This window comes from Hyphococcus sp. (genome assembly GCF_041986965.1).
Lineage (GTDB): Bacteria > Pseudomonadota > Alphaproteobacteria > Caulobacterales > Parvularculaceae > Hyphococcus.
Window position 1 is genome coordinate 1,297,918 of record NZ_JBHIXB010000001.1, and the last position, 17,957, is coordinate 1,315,874.

General features: G+C 59.5%; 15 protein-coding genes. 11 read left to right on the forward strand and 4 right to left on the reverse strand.

All coding sequences use genetic code 11. The features are described 5' to 3' along the window. The first annotated feature begins 124 nt into the window (after positions 1-124). The gene (locus ACFC5L_RS06520; RefSeq protein ID WP_375201083.1) at positions 125-496 is read left to right on the forward strand and encodes a hypothetical protein; all 372 of its coding nucleotides are present in this window, start codon (positions 125-127) and stop codon (positions 494-496) included. 119 nt (positions 497-615) lie between these two features. Here the strand turns inward: ACFC5L_RS06520 and ACFC5L_RS06525 are convergent, their stop codons facing one another. Beyond that, positions 616-2,718 carry an AsmA family protein gene (locus ACFC5L_RS06525; RefSeq protein WP_375201082.1) on the reverse strand — a complete coding sequence of 701 codons (2,103 nt, stop codon included), beginning with the start codon at positions 2,716-2,718 and terminating at the stop codon, positions 616-618. 334 nt (positions 2,719-3,052) lie between these two features. Between ACFC5L_RS06525 and recA the strand changes: the two genes are divergently transcribed. From recA to alaS, 3 genes are all read left to right on the forward strand, one after another. Beyond that, a complete protein-coding gene (gene recA, locus ACFC5L_RS06530) occupies positions 3,053-4,135 on the forward strand; it encodes a recombinase RecA (RefSeq protein WP_375201081.1) in 1,083 nt (360 codons plus the stop codon). Between the two features lie 168 nt (positions 4,136-4,303). Then, complete coding sequence (locus tag ACFC5L_RS06535) at positions 4,304-4,669, forward strand: VOC family protein (protein WP_375201080.1); 366 nt, start codon at positions 4,304-4,306, stop codon at positions 4,667-4,669. A gap of 242 nt (positions 4,670-4,911) precedes the next feature. Then, positions 4,912-7,572 carry an alanine--tRNA ligase gene (alaS, locus tag ACFC5L_RS06540; protein ID WP_375201079.1) on the forward strand — a complete coding sequence of 887 codons (2,661 nt, stop codon included), beginning with the start codon at positions 4,912-4,914 and terminating at the stop codon, positions 7,570-7,572. 8 nt (positions 7,573-7,580) lie between these two features. On the opposite strand, the gene ACFC5L_RS06545 is transcribed toward alaS, so the two are convergent. The 3 genes from ACFC5L_RS06545 to ACFC5L_RS06555 all read right to left on the reverse strand — a co-directional run bounded on the left by ACFC5L_RS06545 (position 7,581) and on the right by ACFC5L_RS06555 (position 10,323). Further along, positions 7,581-8,228 (reverse strand): head GIN domain-containing protein, encoded by a 648-nt coding sequence (locus ACFC5L_RS06545; RefSeq protein ID WP_375201078.1) that lies wholly within the window; start codon positions 8,226-8,228, stop codon positions 7,581-7,583. A gap of 63 nt (positions 8,229-8,291) precedes the next feature. Then, complete coding sequence (locus ACFC5L_RS06550) at positions 8,292-8,948, reverse strand: GIN domain-containing protein (protein ID WP_375201077.1); 657 nt, start codon at positions 8,946-8,948, stop codon at positions 8,292-8,294. Between the two features lie 160 nt (positions 8,949-9,108). Further along, complete coding sequence (locus ACFC5L_RS06555) at positions 9,109-10,323, reverse strand: NADP-dependent isocitrate dehydrogenase (protein WP_375201076.1); 1,215 nt, start codon at positions 10,321-10,323, stop codon at positions 9,109-9,111. A gap of 159 nt (positions 10,324-10,482) precedes the next feature. On the opposite strand from ACFC5L_RS06555, the gene ACFC5L_RS06560 reads away from it, so the two are divergent. From ACFC5L_RS06560 to rpsD, 7 genes are all read left to right on the forward strand, one after another. Then, entirely contained in the window at positions 10,483-11,277 is a 795-nt protein-coding gene (locus tag ACFC5L_RS06560) for an RNA methyltransferase (protein WP_375201075.1), read from the forward strand. A gap of 100 nt (positions 11,278-11,377) precedes the next feature. Further along, positions 11,378-12,067 (forward strand): 2OG-Fe(II) oxygenase family protein, encoded by a 690-nt coding sequence (locus tag ACFC5L_RS06565; protein ID WP_375201074.1) that lies wholly within the window; start codon positions 11,378-11,380, stop codon positions 12,065-12,067. 66 nt (positions 12,068-12,133) lie between these two features. Next, positions 12,134-13,855 (forward strand): N-acyl-D-amino-acid deacylase family protein, encoded by a 1,722-nt coding sequence (locus ACFC5L_RS06570; RefSeq protein WP_375201073.1) that lies wholly within the window; start codon positions 12,134-12,136, stop codon positions 13,853-13,855. Positions 13,856-13,889: 34 nt separating this feature from the next. Next, a complete protein-coding gene (locus ACFC5L_RS06575) occupies positions 13,890-14,636 on the forward strand; it encodes a queuosine precursor transporter (RefSeq protein WP_375201072.1) in 747 nt (248 codons plus the stop codon). 107 nt (positions 14,637-14,743) lie between these two features. Then, the gene (locus ACFC5L_RS06580; RefSeq protein ID WP_375201071.1) at positions 14,744-16,264 is read left to right on the forward strand and encodes a flavin-containing monooxygenase; all 1,521 of its coding nucleotides are present in this window, start codon (positions 14,744-14,746) and stop codon (positions 16,262-16,264) included. A gap of 163 nt (positions 16,265-16,427) precedes the next feature. Beyond that, entirely contained in the window at positions 16,428-17,084 is a 657-nt protein-coding gene (locus ACFC5L_RS06585; protein WP_375201070.1) for a VPLPA-CTERM sorting domain-containing protein, read from the forward strand. Between the two features lie 228 nt (positions 17,085-17,312). Next, a complete protein-coding gene (rpsD, locus tag ACFC5L_RS06590; RefSeq protein WP_375201069.1) occupies positions 17,313-17,930 on the forward strand; it encodes a 30S ribosomal protein S4 in 618 nt (205 codons plus the stop codon). The last annotated feature ends 27 nt before the right edge of the window (positions 17,931-17,957 follow it).

Here is a 17,957-nt window from a genome sequence, read left to right on the forward strand (position 1 = left end):
GGCTTTTCCTGCGCCAGAGCGGCTTGAGCCTAAAGGCCATTCATCCCATTATCATCTCAAGTAACGCGTATCCGAACCAACAAAGAAAAGGCGAGCGGAACGCCCGCTCGAAAGGGGTGCGAATATGGCAACCGACTATCCCGAACGTTCACGTTCAAGCGGCATGGCCTGGCTCTATGCGCCGGTCATCCTGATTTTGTTTTTAGGCGGTGCCTTGTCCGTCGGCGCTTATTTTGCGAGCGATACGCCGCTGACAATCGCAGAGTCGATTGTCGCCGGTTATGGCGGGCTCGCGGCTATCATCGCCGGCTTGTTCATCGCGCTGTTTGGCGTCGCGCTGAGCCTTGTGGGCGCGCTGATTGGCATTGTCGCCGCGGGCGGCGCTGTCGCCATGACGCTCTTCATCATCGGCTCGCCGATCTTGGCGATCGTTTTGATCTTTCTTCTTATGCGTAAATCAAAATCGGACTGTCCCGATCCGGCGGCTCATCAATAAGATAAAAACCGGCCGCCCGGTTTCCGGAGGACGCGTAAAGCAAAAAGTTTTCCGGGAGGAAACGTGAAAACGCCCCGCAGCAATGCGGGGCGTTTTTCATGGATGAGCGGCCGCTGTGATTATTGCTGCGGTTCTTCCTCTTTCGTTTCTTCCTTAGGCGCGGCTTTCTTTTTACCGAAAAGCGCGTTGAGGCCCTCATTGATCAGCGTTTCTTCCGGCGTCGCCGTGCTCTCTTGTGTCTCGTCCGGTTGATCGCCGGTCTCTTTTTTCTGGCCGCCGATAATGCCTTCAATGATGGCGCGCGCGGGATCGACCTCTTCGTCTTCCGCGCCCTCTTCGCCGTCTTCTTTCTCATTCTTGTTCGAGAATACGTTGCCAAGCGTTCTTTGAAGGCCGGTGCGCGCGAGCGACTCAGCGTCGATCCCGATGGTCGGTTGTGCAAACGTGCCGCCGACGCGAACCGGAATGGTCACGGTGCGCCCGCCTTCCTGGCCTTCCAGCACGGTCGTGCCTTTGGGCAGAAGGCGCAAATCGATCTTCTGTTCGGCGAGGTTGATCGTGCCTTGGCCGGACATGGAAAGATAAGGTCCGTTCAAGGTGATTGTCGGCGCCGTCACAAGGCCATTTGTGATGGAGAAATCGGACAGGAATTCCGAAAAGTCCGTCTGCTGCTGCGGGCCGCGCGCTTCGGCGACCGCGCGCTGCAGCGCCGCCGGATTGAAGCCTTCAGTGAACTCACCCGCCGCGCGGACAAGCCCGGCGATGTTGACGCCTTTCAGCGCCCCGTCAGCGAGATCGAATCCGCCGGAGCCGTCAATGGTGCGCATGATCGCCGCCTGGCTCGCGCCCGTCGCGGCGAAATTCAACTTGAAGGAGCCGAGCCCCAACAGATTGTCATGCTTCATCAGATCATGGGTGAGGGGCTGGGCCTGCACGGCGCCGACATCGAAATTCCCGGCGAAGGACGGCGTGGCGCCGCGGGCGTTGACCACGACCCGGCCGGAGCCTTGCCCGCCATACATGGAGAGCTCGGGGATCTCGGCGGTGAGCCGCCCGGAATCGACCAGGAGCTTGATGCGGCTTTCACCGAATTCGAGATCGTTCACATAGACCGCGTCGGTCGAAATATCGAAGTCGGCGTCGATATTGTTGAGGCTCGCGAAATCCATCTTCGCGTCCGACCAGGCGGGGAAGCCGTCTGCGCTGGTCGCCGGCGGCGGCATATAGGGGCGAAGATCGAGTTTGTCCGTAGACAGAACGCCGCTCGCCTTTGGCCGCGCGCCCGCCCAGTTGAGCGTGACGGCGCCTTGGGCCGCGATCTCGTCAAAATTGATCGAGGCGTTTTCAAGCCGCACCGAAGTGTCATTGCCGTCGACATCGCCCTTCACGGAGAGCTTGTCGAAGCCCGGCGCATCGGCGAGTTGCGTGCCGGCGAGCGCCGCGAAGGCGGGAAGGTCGGGCGCGGAAAGGCTCGCCGGACCCGAATAGCGCAGACCATCCTTCAGGGCGAGCGCAAGGTCGGCGCCGATTTCCGCGTCGCCAACTTGCAGATCAAGCTTCAGATTGCCGGGCTCCTTGTCCATGATGGCGCGAAGGCTCGTCAGCACCATGTCGACAGTCGCGGGCGCGCCTTGAAACTGCATGGAGCCTTTGGCTTCCAGCGGTTCGGAAAGGCTTTTCAGGACAACGGTCATGTCAATGTCATCGGCGACATAGCTGGCGCCCGCGGCGAGGTCTTCATAGCGTGCGGCGCCGTCGACGATGCGCACATCGCCGAGTTTCAACTCGCGCGGCGCCCCGCCGGATTGCGTTTCGCTTGTCTCCGCTGTTTCCGTTTGGGCGAGATTCCAGTTGACGGCGCCGTTTTGCGCGCGGGTCAGGCGAATGTCCGGCCGCGTCAGGACAAAGCGGTCGATCTCTACACTGTCCGACAGAAGCGGCAGGAGCTTTACGCCGATATCGGCTTCCTCGACGCTGGCGAGATAGTCGCCGGAAAATCCCTCTGCATTGGCGATGACGAGATCGGTGACGCGAAACGCAGTCCGCGGAAAAATCCGGAAGGAAAGATCGTCGCCGATGGTCACCTCGCGTCCGAGCGCGTTCGACGCCTGGGTTTCGATCCGGCCTTTGAAGGCGGCCACCGGCACAAGACCGGGCAGGAAAAGGAGGATCGCAAGGGCGAGGGCGATAAGGGCGATGAGAAAGAAAAGAATGCGGTTCATGGCGTCTTTCAGCTTTGCTGTTACCGGGCCGCGCGGCGCGCGGGAGGTGTATATATCTAAGACCCGTGGGGCGGGAATGTTCCGCCGCGCTTTAGCATTGGAATATGACCCTTGTGTAGCGCCGCGGCCAGCCGGGAATCACCTTCTTAACCCCCGCGCCGCCCATGGGTTTGTCATCTATAATATGCCCCTATATAACGAGCGGGACAAATTTGGAACAAAATGGAATAAGTAAGCAAATTCAGAGGTATATATCTTGTTGCAAAAAGAGAACAAATAGCGTACAAAAGCCGCCATTGACAGGGACGGCCCTTGTCGGGCAACGGAGGCGGTGATGATCAAAGGCGGATTGCGAGTAGTGGAGACGGGCGGCATGGACAAGACGAAGGCGCTGGAATCGGCGATTTCTCAAATCGACAAGGCGTTCGGCAAAGGCTCGCTCATGCGCCTTGGCGACCGCGAGGTGGTGGACATTGAATCGATCTCCACAGGCTCGCTGGGCCTCGACATCGCGCTGGGGATTGGCGGTCTGCCCAAGGGCCGGGTCGTTGAAATTTACGGACCGGAAAGTTCCGGCAAAACCACTCTGTCCCTGCATGTGGCGGCGGAAACGCAGAAAGTCGGCGGCACGGCCGCCTTCATCGACGCCGAACATGCGCTGGACCCGGTTTACGCGCAAAAGCTTGGCGTCAATCTTGATGAGCTTTTGATTTCGCAGCCTGACACCGGCGAGCAGGCGCTGGAAATCGCCGACACCCTGGTCCGTTCCGGCGCGGTTGACGTTCTGATTATTGACTCGGTGGCCGCGCTCACGCCGCGCGCCGAGCTTGAAGGGGAAATGGGCGACTCGCTGCCCGGGCTTCAGGCGCGGCTGATGAGCCAGGCCCTGCGCAAGCTCACGGGCTCGATTTCAAAATCCAACACGCTGGTGATCTTCATCAACCAGATCCGCATGAAAATCGGCGTCATGTTCGGGTCGCCCGAGACGACCACCGGCGGCAACGCCCTGAAATTCTATTCCTCCGTGCGTCTCGACATCCGCCGTATCGGCGCCATCAAGAACCGCGATGAGGTGGTGGGCAACCAGACCCGCGTCAAAGTCGTGAAAAACAAGGTTGCGCCGCCCTTCAAGCAGGTGGAGTTCGACATCATGTATGGCGAAGGCGTCTCCAAGATGGGCGAGCTTATCGACCTTGGCGTCAAGGCGAATGTGGTCGAGAAATCAGGCTCCTGGTTCTCCTATAATTCCGAACGCATCGGCCAGGGCCGCGAAAACGCCAAACAGTTCCTGCGGGAGAATCCGGACATGGCGGCGCAGATTGAGGCGGCGGTTCGCGCCAATGCCGGCCTTGTCGCCGAAGAAATGCTCACTGGCGACAACAAGGATGATGACGACGCGGTCGCCGCGGAGGCTTAATCGCGTCGGAACGTCGTTGTGTGATTTCAGCAGGCCGCTCTTTTCTTCTATCGAAGGAAGGAGCGGGACCTGCGGAAACGTCTTTGCCTATCGGCGGCGAAGGCGCAGGATGTGAGATGCCGGACTGATCTTCACGCATGCATTGACGGGATTAAACGGGAGAAAGAGATGATTGGGTATGTGACTGTCGGCACGAACGACATGGAAAAATCGGCGAAATTTTATGATGCGCTGCTCGCCGAGCTTGGCGCCAAGCGCCAGATGGAAGGCGATACTTTCATCGCCTGGGGCGGCGGCGGCCCGGGGCTCGGCATCATCAAGCCTTATGACGGAAAAGCCGCGACGGTGGGCAATGGGACCATGGTGGCGCTTGCCTGCGATAAGCCGGAAACCGTCGACCGGGTCTATAACAAGGCCATCGAACTCGGCGCTAAGGATGAAGGCGCGGCTGGCCCGCGCGGCGACAGCGGCTTTTACGCCGGCTATTTCCGCGATCCGGACGGCAACAAGCTCAATGTCTTCTGCATGGGCTGACGGGTGCGGAAAATGGGGTGGAGAAGGGCTTCGCCCCCATCCCACCCAGGCGCCCGGCCAAGCGCTTGCCTGCCGCTCCCCCCGCCTAGACGGGGCGGGATCATCAGCTTAAGACCTTTTCCTGCGCCGGCTCCTTCATGGGGGCCGGCGCAGTTTCTATATCAAGACGGTCACACTTGCTCCGGCGGGTGCGGCCCGGTCGGATGGCAAGACAACAAGGCAAGACGAAGCAGGCCCCTTCTATGACGTCGCTGAAAGATATCCGCTCTCAGTTTTTGAATTTCTTCGCCGCGCGCGATCATTGCATTGTGCCGTCGGCCCCGCTCGTGCCGCAAAACGACCCGACGCTCATGTTCGTCAACGCCGGCATGGTGCCGTTCAAGAACATCTTCACCGGCGCGGAAAAACGCGACTATTCACGCGCCGCCTCGTCGCAGAAATGCGTGCGCGCGGGCGGCAAGCATAATGACCTCGACAATGTCGGTTACACGGCGCGCCACCATACTTTCTTCGAGATGCTCGGTAACTTCTCCTTTGGCGACTACTTCAAGGAGGAAGCGATCGATGCGGCCTGGACTCTCGTCCACAAGGATTTCGGTCTGTCTGCGGATCGTCTCACGGTCACCGTTTATCATACCGATGATGAGGCTTTCGATCTCTGGCGCAAGATCTCAGGCTTGCCGGAAGAGCGCATCATCCGCATTGCGACCAACGACAATTTCTGGGCCATGGGCGACACCGGTCCTTGCGGGCCGTGCTCGGAGATTTTCTACGATCATGGCGACGATATTCCCGGGGGGCCTCCAGGTTCGCCTGACGAGGATGGTGATCGTTTTGTCGAGATCTGGAATCTCGTCTTCATGCAGTTTGAAAAACACGCCGACGGGCGTCAGGTGGAATTGCCGAAGCCGTCGATCGACACGGGTATGGGGCTGGAGCGGATTGCGGCGGTGCTGCAAGGCGTTCACGACAATTACGATGTCGATTTGTTCCGCACCCTGATTGCTGCGTCGGTGGAGTTGACAGGACGGAAAGCGGACGGCGCCGACAAACCCGCCCACCGCGTTATTGCCGACCACTTGCGCGCTTCAAGCTTCCTCATTGCCGATGGCGTCGGCCCTTCCAATGAAGGCCGCGGCTATGTTCTGCGCCGGATCATGCGCCGCGCGATGCGCTATGCACATGGGCTCGGCGCACGCGATCCGTTGCTTGCGCGTCTGGCGCCGGTGCTGGTGCGCGAAATGGGCGGCGCCTTCCCGGAGCTTCAACGCGCTGAGCCGCTGATTATCGAGACGCTGCGCTCGGAAGAAGAAAAATTCCGCAGCCTGCTCGACCGGGGGCTGAAGCTTCTGGATGAGGAAACCGCCAAGCTGTCCGACGGCGCCGCGCTTCCGGGCGAAGCGGCGTTCCGGCTTTACGATACTTACGGGTTTCCGCTGGATCTGACGCAGGATGCGCTCCGCCGCGAAGGCCGCAGCGTTGATGTTGAAGGTTTTGACAAGGCGATGGCCGCGCAAAAGGCGGCGGCCCGCGCCGCCTGGGCGGGGTCGGGCGACGCCGCCGATGAAAGCGTCTGGTTCGATCTCCGCGCCGAACACGGCGCCACTGAATTCCTCGGTTATATTCATGATGAAGCAGAAGGCGTTGTTCAGGCGATCGTTTCCGGCGGCAAAGTCGTCGATGAAGCGAAAGAAGGCGATGATGTTGAAATCATCGTCAACCAGACGCCGTTCTACGCCGAATCAGGCGGTCAGGTGGGCGACGCCGGCCGCATCACAACGGATGACGGCGCCGTTATCGTCATTGACGATGTCAAGAAACGCGCCGGCGCGCTTCATGGCCATATCGGCAAGGTGGAAAAGGGCGTCATCCAAAAAGGCGAGGCCGTGCATCTTGCGATTGATGTTGCGCGCCGCAACCGCATTCGCGCCAATCATTCGGTAACGCATCTTGCTCATGCGGCGCTTCGTGAAGTGCTCGGCCCTCATGTGGCGCAGAAAGGTTCGCTCGTTGCGCCTGAGCGTATGCGTTTCGACATAACGAACCCGAAAGCGATCAGCGCCAAGGAAATCGCTGAGGTTGAAGCCCGCGTGAACGCCGTCATTCGCCAGAATGGGCCGGTCGAAACCCGGGTGATGTCTTATGACGACGCGGTTGAGTCAGGCGCCATCGCGCTTTTCGGTGAAAAATACGACGATGATGTCCGTGTACTGACCATGGGGCGCTCGCTTGCGGAGGCGGAAAAGCCTTATTCTGTTGAGCTTTGCGGCGGCACGCATGTAAGCCGGGTCGGTGATATTGCGCTCTTCAAGATCATTGGCGAGAGCGCAGTGTCGGCGGGTGTGCGCCGGATCGAAGCGCTCACAGGTGAGGCGGCCCGGACCTATCTTGAAGATCAGGCGGCGCTGGCGCGCCAGGCGTCCGACGCCCTGAAGACGACGACTGACGAGCTTCCGGCGCGCATTGAAGCCCTTATGGTGGAGCGCAAGAAACTTGAACGCGACCTCGCCGAGGCGAAAAAGCAACTGGCCCTTGGCGGCGGCGCTTCCGGCGCTGCGGTTGAAGACGAGGTCGCCGACATTGGCGGCGTCAAATTTATCGGGCGTGTCCTTGACGGCGTTGCTGCGAAAGATCTGCGCGGTCTTGTCGATCAGGCGAAACAGAAAATCGGGTCGGGCGTCGCCGCCTTTGTCGGGGTTAATGACGGCAAGGCGGCGCTCGCCGTGGGCGTGACAGACGATCTGAAAGAGCGGCTCTCGGCGGTTGATCTTGTGCGCGCCGGCGCGGAGGCGATGGGCGGCAAAGGCGGCGGCGGGCGCCCGGATATGGCGCAGGCAGGCGGCCCTGACGGCGCCCTTGCAGGCGACGCCATCAAGGCGATCGAAAAAGCGATCAGCGTTTAACGCCTGTCTTAGTCGCGGATGTGGACGTCGCCGCCGGAAGACTTGTCGATATTGGTGTTTTTCGGTCCGCCATAAACCGTGATGTCGCCGCCGCTTGAGGCGTCCGCTTCGAGGCTTTGCGAAGCGTAAAGCGTCAGATCGGCGCCGGAAGAGACGTCGGCAATGGCGTTGTCACACTCAAGACCTTCGGCTTCCAAGTCGGCGCCGCTGCTGCCGTCGGCTTTGATCGTCGAACAGCGGCCGCGAAGATCCGCATCCGCGCCGCTCGACACCGAGGCGCGAAACTCGCCAGCATCGATGCCGGTTGCGGTCACATCCGATCCGCTTGAGGCGTCGACGCCATTAAGCTCGGGCATGCTGACATAAACGGTGACGCGCCATTTGCGGCCCGGGGAAAAGAAAGACCGGTCGCGCACGCGGCCGATCTCCAGCGTGTCGCCGTCGCGTTCGATGCGCAGGCGCTCCAGCGCTTCCGGTTCGCCTTCCGCGCGAATGGAATAGGCGCCGCCGACAGTAACCTCGACATCGACGCCCGCAGAGGTGTCGAGATAGGTGAAGCCGGAAAAATCGTAAGACTGGGTTTCGGCATGGGCGAAGGCCAGAGCGCTCAAAGACGCGGCGCCGGCCGCAATGAAAAATTTCGCGGATTTGGTCATTGGATTTCCCTTTCTTTTTCGCTGGCGCTTTGGTGCGCTTCTTAATTTTGGTCTGTTGCGGGATTAGTCCCGCGTCGCCGTGACCGGCGTTTTGATCTTGATGCGCCCGCCCGACGACCGGTCGATATTGACGCGCTCGGGCGATCCGAACACCGCCATGTGGCCGCCGCTTGAAGCGTCGCCAACCAGCGCCTTGATGACGGTGACCTCGCCATGACCGCCGCTTGAGACATCTACATTCGCGCTGCCGCAAATCAGCGCGCGCGCATCGAGATTGGCGCCGCTGGAAATGTCGATGGAGCAATCGTCGCTGCGGCCAGCAATGAAGACGAGAGCGCCGCTCGACAGGTCGGCGTTGAAACGGCGCGAATCGATGTCTTCAAGCTTGGAGTGAGAGCCTGACGAGGCTTCGAGGCCTTTGATCTGCGGCGCTGTTATGATGACTTTGTAATCGGCTTTCTTCTGGTGCCAGCGCAGCCGGTTCCATTCCCGGGAGATGTAGAGAACGCCGTCTTTGACCTCGATTTCAAAGTCGCTGAAATCGCCTTCTTCCGTCTGGACCTCGACAGACTGACGGCTGCCGGCTGTGGCCACCAGCTGAAGGCCGGCGGAAATGTCGATGCTGTCAAAATCGGCGAGGTCATAGCTCCGGCTTTCCGCGGCGGCTGGAAGACTCAGCGCACAGGCGGCGATGCCGGAAAGGAAAAAGGGTCTCAACATGGGTCACAGCTCCTAAGGGTCTACGCAACGCCCCAAGGCCTTTATGCTGCCATGGGGCGGGCCGGAATGCGAGCCGAATGCGCCGAGCCGCCCCAATTCTGCGAGGAAGGGCGGAAAACCCTTATTTTCCACCTGATTTTCCCTTTTTGGGGCGCTTTGGCTAGGCCGCCATCGCTTTGCGGAAGTTTTCGTCAACCTTTTCAAGGAAGCCGGTGGTGGTCAGCCATTTCTGCTCGGCGCCGATGAGAAGCGCGAGGTCCTTGGTCATGTAGCCGGATTCAACGGTCTTCACGACGGTTTGCTCGAGGGTTGTTGCGAACTTGATGAGCGCGTCATTACTGTCGAGCTTGCCGCGATGGGCGAGACCGCGCGTCCAGGCGTAGATCGATGCGATTGAGTTCGTGGAGGTCTCTTCGCCGCGCTGATGAGCGCGGTAATGGCGCGTCACCGTGCCATGGGCGGCTTCGGCTTCGACGGTTTTTCCGTCCGGCGACATCAGCACTGATGTCATCAGGCCGAGTGAGCCGTAGCCTTGCGCCACGGTGTCGGACTGGACGTCGCCGTCATAGTTCTTGCACGCCCAGACATAACCGCCGGACCATTTCAGGCACGCCGCGACCATATCGTCGATCAGGCGGTGTTCATAAGTGAGGCCGTGTTCGGCGAACTTTTCCTTGAATTCCGTTTCATACATCTCCGCAAAGAGATCCTTGAAACGGCCGTCATATTTTTTGAGGATCGTGTTCTTGGTCGAAAGGTAGAGCGGATATTTGCGCTGCAGGGCGTAGTTAAAGCAGGCGCGTGCGAAATCGTTGATGGAATCATCGAGATTGTACATGCCCATGTAAATGCCTGAGGACGGCGCGTCGAAGACGTCCTGTTCGATCACTTTTCCGTCTTCGCCTTCCCACTTCATGGTCAGCTTGCCTTTCCCGGGGAAGAGCATGTCCGACGCGCGGTACTGGTCGCCGAAAGCGTGACGCCCGATGATGACCGGCTGGGTCCAGCCCGGCACGAGGCGCGGCACATTGCGCATGATGATCGGCTCGCGGAAGACGACGCCGCCGAGGATGTTGCGGATCGTGCCGTTGGGCGAGCGCCACATTTTTTTCAGGCCGAATTCTTCCACCCGCGCCTCATCGGGGGTGATCGTTGCGCATTTGACGGCGACGCCGTATTTCTTCGTGGCTTCGGCCGCATCGATCGTGATCTGGTCGTCGCTGGCGTCGCGGCTTTCCATGCCGAGGTCGAAATATTTCAGATCCAGATCGAGATAGGGGTAGATGAGCTTGTCCTTGATCATCTGCCAGATGATCCGGGTCATCTCGTCCCCGTCCATTTCAACGACTGGATTATCGACTTTGATTTTTTGCATGGAATTCCCTACCGGACTTGCTGGCGCACACGGATAGGTGCGCCCATGGATGATGATTCTGGACGGATTTTGCGGCGCTATTAGCACCCGCAAGGCCGATATGAAAAGGGGGGCGGCCCGATTGGCGGGAAAACCGCTCATAAAATGGGAAAAGTCCTGATGACAACGCCCGAAAACGGCAAGGAGAACCAGAATCGAGCCCGGATCGCTCGCCGGGATGGGCAGACCGAGCTCCGGCCGGCGCCGATATTCGTGCTGGTCGAACCGCAGATGGGCGAGAATATCGGCGCCGCGGCCCGGGCCATGCTCAATTTCGGGCTGTCGGGTCTCCGGCTGGTCAAGCCGCGGGATGGCTGGCCCAATGAAAAAGCAGGCGCCATGGCGGCCGGCGCCTCCATCGTCATTGATCAGACCCGGGTTTTTGAGACCACCTCAGAGGCGCTCGCCGGCTGTAATTATGTTCTGGCCACGACGGCGCGTGCGCGCGAAACCCTGATGCCGGTGTTCGAACCGGCGGCGGCGGCGGCGGAGATGAAGCGGCGGATCGACCGGGGCGAGACCTGCGCTGTGCTGTTCGGCGGCGAGCGGGCCGGACTTTCCAATGATGACGTGACGCGCGCCGACGCGATTGTCTCCATTCCCGTCAATCCGGCCTTCGCCTCGCTCAACCTTGCTCAGGCGGCGCTGATCGTCGCCTATGAGTGGGCCCAGGCGGATGGCCGTGAGGCGCAAGCCTCGGAACTCGATAAAGCCGTCCCGGCGCCAAAAGAGGATTTTGAGCGGTTCTTCGCCCACCTTGTCGAGGAACTCGATAAGGCCGGCTATTTCTTTCCCGAGGTAAAGCGCGCCAATATGGAGCGAAATCTGAGGGTCGCTTTCACGCGCGCCGGGCTGACGGACGGTGAAGTGCGGTCCTTGCGCGGCGTCATTAAGGCGCTGGCGAAACGGCCGTAATCCGCCATAAATAATTTGACGGGCATCTGGACTGACAGCTGGCCGCCGGTAAAAATGGGCGCTGCTCCGAAGCAGTCTTTTGAGACAAGACGCAGCCGCCATGACCTTGCATACAAAACAGGCGAGCATCGCTCATCACGAAGTGCGCGAACTTTTCCCGACGCAGATTATCGTTGCGGATGTGGAAGATGCGCCGGCGTTGAATGAAGCGTTGCGCGAGGCGATAGTCGCCCGCAAGGCTGTTTCCGAAGGGTTGGAGCGGTCAAATGTCCTGGGATGGCATTCCGACAACAAGATGTTGCAATGGGGCGGAGAGGCCGCCCAGCGGCTCGCGGGCGCGATGATGCAGCTATGCGGACAATACACTCAGGATACAGGCGCCGCAGGCAAGGCGCCGCGATACAAGATGGTGCTCGATATGTGGGCGAATGTTTCTCCCGCCGGCGCCTCGAACCAGTATCATGTGCATCCCGGATGTCTTTGGTCAGGCGTCTATTATGTGGATGACGGCGGCGACCCGGAGGGCGGTCCGCTGGTGCTTCTCGATCCGCGATTTCCCATGAACCGGATGTATTCGGCGGATCTTGTCTTTGCGGATGAAAAAGGCCCGCGCCGCAGCACCAAGGAGCGGTTTTCCCCGACGCCCGGGCGGATCGTGATCTTTCCTTCATGGCTTACTCATGGCGTCCGGCCTCATTCAGGCCCGGGCGAGAGAATTTCCATTGCGATGAATCTCGCCGCGCTGCCGGCCGCCGCAAAATCTTCGTTGAATGTCAATCTGAGCGGTTGAGCCGGCGCCAGCTTGCGCGAAGGCGGCAAAACAGCTGAAATTCGCTTCAGCAACGGAGCGGGGACTATGCTGAAAAAATTCATCGCCGGATTGGCGCTTTTCCTTGCCGCTTGCAGCGGTGGCCCGGATGCGTCTGAGGAAAAGGCGGCTTCCACCCATTACGATGTCATTATCCGTGGCGGGACGGTCTATGACGGCTCAGGCGCGCAGGGCGCGCTTGCGGATGTGGCGATCACCGGCGACCGCATCGCCGCCGTCGGCCAGGTTGACGGCGCTGACGCTGATCTTGTGATCGACGCCGAAGGCCTCGCCGTCGCACCGGGTTTCATCAACATGCTGAGCTGGGCGGTCGAGGACCTCATCGAGGATGGCCGCAGTCTTGGCGATATTTCCCAGGGCGTGACCCTCGAAGTTTTCGGTGAGGGCGTCTCCTATGGCCCGTGGTCGGATGAGATCAAGCTCCAGGCGAAGGCGCGCCAGACCGATATTCATTATGATATCGAATGGTCGACGCTGGGTGAGTATCTGGAATATCTCGAAACCAAGGGCGTTTCACCTAATGTGGCGTCCTTTGTCGGCGCGACGACCTTGCGCGCTTCGGTGATTGGTTATGACAACCGCGCAGCGACGCCGGAAGAACTTGAAGAAATGCAAGGCATGGTGCGTGAGGCCATGCGCGAAGGCGCCATGGGCGTAGGCTCCTCTCTGATCTATGCGCCGGCGAATTTTGCAAACACCGAGGAATTGATCGCGCTGAACGCCGTCGTGAGTGAATTCGGCGGCATGTATATCTCTCACATCCGCTCAGAGTCGCAGCAACTTCTGGAAGCGGTCGATGAACTGATCGAGATCGCGGAAAAAGCGGGCGTGCCCGCGGAAATCTATCATTTGAAAGCAAGCGGGCAGGCGAATTGGGACAAGCTTGACCAGGTGATCGCAAAGGTTGAAGCCGCGCAGGCGCGCGGTCTTAAAATCACCGCCGACATGTATTCCTATCCCGCCAGCTCGACCGGGCTTGATGCGGCGATGCCTTTATGGGTTCAGGAAGGCGGGTACGAAAAATGGGCCGAACGCTTGCGCGATCCGGAGATCCGCGCCCGCGTCGCTGACGCCATTCTCAATCCATCAGAAGAGTTTGTCAGCGGCATCACCAACGCCGGCGGACCGGAAGGCGTCTTGCTGGTCGGCTTTCGCAATCCCGACTTGCGTCCATATATCGGCAAGTCGCTGGCGGAAGTCGCTGAAGAGCGTGGGACGTCTTATCCTGAAACGGCGATGGATCTTGTGATCGAAGACGGCAGCCGGGTGCAGGTCGTTTATTTCTCCATGTCCGAAGACAACATCAAAAAGAAGATTGCGCTCCCCTGGGTCAGTTTCGGGTCTGACGGCGGCTCCATGGCGCCCGAGGGCGTCTTCCTTGAGCAAAGCACGCATCCGCGCGCATACGGCAATTTCGCCCGCGTCTTCGCCAAATATGTGCGCGATGAAGGGGTGCTGACGATTGAGGAGGCCATTCGTAAATTAACGTCGTTGCCAGCAGGCAATCTCAAATTGAAAGACCGCGGCATGTTGGCGCCGGGCTACTATGCTGACGTCGTTATTTTCGATCCGGAAACCATTCAGGACAAGGCGAGCTTCGCCGAGCCGCACCAGCTTTCCGTTGGCGTCAGCGATGTTTTCGTCAATGGCGTTCAGACGCTGAAAGACGGTACGCATACCGGGGCGAAGGCGGGGCGCGTGGTGCGCGGTCCGGGCTGGACAGGCTGGGACGACGCAGCGGATCACTGAGCGGCGGATCACTAAAGCGAAGAGGGGCGGTCACTTGGCGCAACAATCAATCGAACGCATCGACCACGCCGATGCGCTCAGGGAACATCGCTTTAAATATTACGACTTCGCCATGGCGGCGTTTGTCGCGATCCTTATTTGTTCGAATCTTATCGGCGCGGCGAAACTGGTTCAGTTTTTCGAACTCAAAATCGGAAGCTGGAATGCGGGCATGTTCGGCGCGGGCATTCTGTTCTTTCCGCTCTCTTATGTGCTCGGCGATGTTCTGACAGAAGTCTATGGTTACGCCCGCGCCCGCCGCGTCGTCTGGGCGGGTTTTGCGGCGGTCTTGTTCATGGCGTTCATGGCGTGGGTCGTCGTCTCCATGCCGCCGGCGCCCGGTTGGGAGGGGCAGGACGCCTATGAAGCCGTTTTCGGTCTCACCCCGCGCATCGTTTTCGCTTCCGTCGTTGCTTTTTGGGCGGGCGAACTTGCAAACGCCTTCGTCATGGCGCGGATGAAAGTCGCTTCCGGCGGGAAACATCTCTGGCAACGGACAATCGGGTCGACGGTGGTGGGGCAGGGCGTCGACAGCCTGCTTTTCTACCCCATCGCGTTTCTTGGCGTCTGGTCGACGAGCCAGGTGCTGACGGTCCTCGCCACAAACTACCTGTTGAAAGTCTTGTGGGAGGCGCTCCTGACGCCGGTGACCTATCGCGTGGTTGCAGCGTTGAAGCGGGCCGAGGGCGTCGATGTCTATGACGCAGAGACCAATTTCACGCCGTTTTCGATCAGTTCCTAGCCGGCGGCCTTATCTGGCTGTGTATCGCGCTTGAAGTTTCGCTGAACTATGAGGTAAACTGGTCGGTGTAACGCCTTACCAATAACCCAGAAAAAAACCGGGGAGACATGGCGGACGATCACAGAACCGACTTGGCGGCGCCAGGCACGCTTTCCCGCCCGGGGAAGGGGCCGCGCATCGCCATTCTCGGCGCCGGCTTTTCAGGCATGGGCATGGCCATACGCCTGAAGCAGCAAGGCTTCGATAATTTCACGATCTACGAAAAGGCCGATGAGGTTGGCGGGACGTGGCGCGAAAACCGTTATCCCGGCGTCGCCTGCGACGTGCCTTCCCATCTTTATTCCTTTTCCTTCGAGCCTAATCCCAACTGGTCGCGCCGTTATTCGCCGGGCGGCGAAATCTGGGATTACATGAAGCACTGCGCCCGGAAATACGGGCTCTATCCCTTCATCGAATTCAACAAGACCATCACGGCGATCCGTCATGACGGAACGGAATGGACAGTGGACTTCGCTGACGGGTCTTCGGCGAAAGCCGACTATGTCGTGAGCGGGCTTGGCGGCCTTCATGAACCGAATATTCCGGACATTCCGGGCCTTGATGAGTTCAAAGGTCCCGTCTTTCACACAGCGCAATGGCGTGACGATGTCGACCTTTCAGGAAAGCGTATCGCCATGTTCGGCTCTGCGGCGAGCGCGGTGCAGGTCGTGCCGGCGATCGTCGATGAAGTCTCTCATCTCGATCTTTATCAGCGCACGCCCAATTGGGTGATGCCGCGCCAGAGTTATTATTATCCGAACTGGCTGAAGGGACTCTTCGCAAAGGCGCCGTTCCTCGCGCGCCTTTACCGCGGGTTCTATTTTTCCATGGCGGAATGGCGTTTCGGCGCGTTCAAAAAAGATGAAAACCGGGTCAAGGCGACCGTCCGCAAGGTTTTTCAAAAGCATCTGGAAAATCAGGTCGCCGATCCGGAATTACGCGCGAAGCTGACGCCGTCTTATCCCGTGGGCTGCAAACGTATTTTGATCTCGGACGATTATCTCCCCGCCATTCAAAAGCCGAATGTTGATCTCATCGTTGACGGGATCGAAGGCGTGACGGCTACAGGCGTAAAAACAAAGGACGGCCGCGACCATCCCGCCGATGTCATCATTCTCGCCACCGGTTTCAAACCGTTCGATATTCTCGAATCGATCGATGTCGTCGGTCCCGCCGGGACGAGCTTGCGCGACACATGGAAAAACGGAATCGCAGCGCATCGGACCATGATGGCGCCCGGCTTTCCGAATTTCTTCATGCTGCTTGGGCCCAATTCCGGCCTTGGCCACAATTCCGTCATTCTGATGATCGAGGCGCAGGTGAAATACGCCATCGATCTCATTAAGCGTGCGGGCGAAAACGGACAGATCGCGCCGCGTCCGGAAGCGGCGAAGGCTTATGACGAGCGCCTGCAGCACGACCTTCAGGACCGGGTCTGGGCGTCACGCTGCGGCGCCTGGTATGTGGACGAGAACGGACGTAATTTTACGCTCTATCCGCACGACGTTCGCACCTATATCCGCGATATGCGCGAGCCCGACTTTACGGAATTTGAAATCACCCGAACGCCGCAATCGGCGGTGATTTAATCCTGCTATCCGGAATTTTTTCGCGTTCTGGTTGTGTGTTGAGGGGCGGCTCTTCGCGGCGGCGAATTAACGATAAAATTTTATGCTGGACGTTAGGCAAACATATTGCATGGCGCGCGGTCTCATGCTTTTTGCTGACAGTTTCTAGTTCAGGGGGATCCAAGTGATCAAAAAGTTAGTATCCGTTGCGTTAGCTGTCGTAGCGTTCTCGTTCGTTTCTGTTTCTGCTGCGGGCGCCGTCACAGTTGGTTTTGACCGTATTACGAGTAACTCGCCGGCGGACGCCGCGGGTCAGCTTTCCGCAGACATCACCGATAATGGCACGGGTGTGCTCATTTCATTTGCGGTGGCGGCGGGCTCCAACCCAGGCGCCAACATCACCGAAATCTACTTCTCGGATGTTTCCGGGCTGTTCAGCGGCATGCCGAGCATTGATTCCCAAAGCGCGGGCGTGAGCTTTGAGGCTGACGGTTCCGTTACGCCGGGCGAACTGCCAGGCGCAAACAACGCCACGCCAGGTTTTGTCACGACCGCCGGTCTTGTCGCTGAAGCCAGCGGCAACAATGCGACCGGTCTGACGGTCGGTGAGACGCTGGTTCTTGCGCTGACTTACGCTGGCGGCATGGATTTCTCGGATGTGCTTGCCGCACTTTCTGGCGGCCAACTCCGCATCGGGCTGCATGTGCGTTCGCTGCTTGAGGGGGAAAGCGACGCTTTCGTGAGTACGCCTCCTTCTGAAGTGCCGCTTCCGGCCGCAGCCTGGCTGATGATCGCCGGTCTTGGCGGGCTCGGCTTCGCCGGCCGCCGCAAGGCCGCCTAAACCGCTTCGGCTCCAACGATTTTTGCAAAGGCCCGCCATCTGGCGGGCCTTTTGCTTTTTGAGGCCGAAAATCGGGAAATCGCGGGCGTTTTTGCCCGGGCTGGCGTTGACAGCGCCGCCCCGCTTGGGTACTTCCCGCCGCTTCGAACGGGTGGCGCGTGGACCGCCGTTTTGATTGCGCCGGGGATGGGCCCCGCGCGCCGGGCCGCGCCGGAAATTGAGGATACGATGTCAAAGCGCATTAGCGCCAAGCACAAGCTTGACCGCCGGGTCGGCGAAAACGTCTGGGGCCGGCCGAAATCTCCTATTAACAAACGCGATTACGGCCCGGGCATGCATGGCCAGCGCCGCAAGGGCAAGCTGTCGGACTTCGGCCTTCAGCTCATGGCGAAGCAGAAGCTGAAAGGCTATTACGGCAACATCTCGGAAAAGCATTTCGAGCGGACCTATAACGAAGCGGTTCGCCAGCGCGGCAACACCGCCGAGCTTCTGATTGGCCTCCTTGAAAGCCGCCTCGACGCAATCGTCTATCGCTCGAAATTCGTGCCGACGGTGTTTGCGGCCCGCCAGTTCATCAATCACGGCCATGTGAAAGTGAACGGCGTGCGCACCAACATCCCGTCCATGCGCCTGAAGGTCGGTGATGTCGTCGAGATCAAGGAAAAGTCCAAGAATATGGCGCTGGTGCTGGAAGCGCTGCAAAGCGCTGAGCGTGACATCCCGGACTATATCGAAGTCGATCCGAAGAAAATGACGGCGACTTATCTGCGCGTGCCGGAATTCGCTGAGGTGCCTTATCAGTGCACTATGGAGCCGAATCTGGTGGTCGAATACTACTCGTCGTAAGATGGCGTTCCGTTGGAATAAAAAAAG